Origin of the sequence: Mesorhizobium sp. M8A.F.Ca.ET.161.01.1.1 (assembly GCF_004792105.1) — a bacterium.
In the GTDB taxonomy this organism is placed as follows: domain Bacteria; phylum Pseudomonadota; class Alphaproteobacteria; order Rhizobiales; family Rhizobiaceae; genus Mesorhizobium.
On the sequence record NZ_SRTD01000159.1, the window covers coordinates 1 to 372 of the forward strand.

1 protein-coding gene is annotated in these 372 nt (G+C 57.5%); it reads right to left on the reverse strand.

Features of this window, described 5'->3' with window-relative positions:
• Positions 1–358 (reverse strand): class I tRNA ligase family protein (locus tag EN804_RS35110; RefSeq protein ID WP_145972895.1); only part of this gene is annotated, 358 nt, incomplete at its 3' end.
• Between the last annotated feature and the right edge of the window lie 14 nt (positions 359–372).

Sequence of the window (372 nt, forward strand, 5' to 3'; positions counted from 1 at the left end):
GGGACAGGCCCATGGATTTCAGCTGACCGCGCATGGTGGCGATGTTCTGGTAGGTCCAGTCCTTGGGATGAACCTTGTTCTGCATGGCCGCATTTTCGGCCGGCATGCCGAAGGCGTCCCAACCCATCGGGTGCAGGACGTTGAAACCGCGGGCGCGCTTGTAGCGGGCGACGACGTCGCCCATGGCATAGTTGCGGACATGGCCCATGTGGATGCGACACGACGGATAGGGAAACATTTCCAGAACGTAATATTTCTCACGCGGATCGCTGTTGTCTGTCACGAAGACCTTGTCTTCGTTCCATTTTTGCTGCCAGCGCGGCTCGGCGTCGCGAGGATTGTAACGTTCGATGGCCATTGTCTAAAATTCCG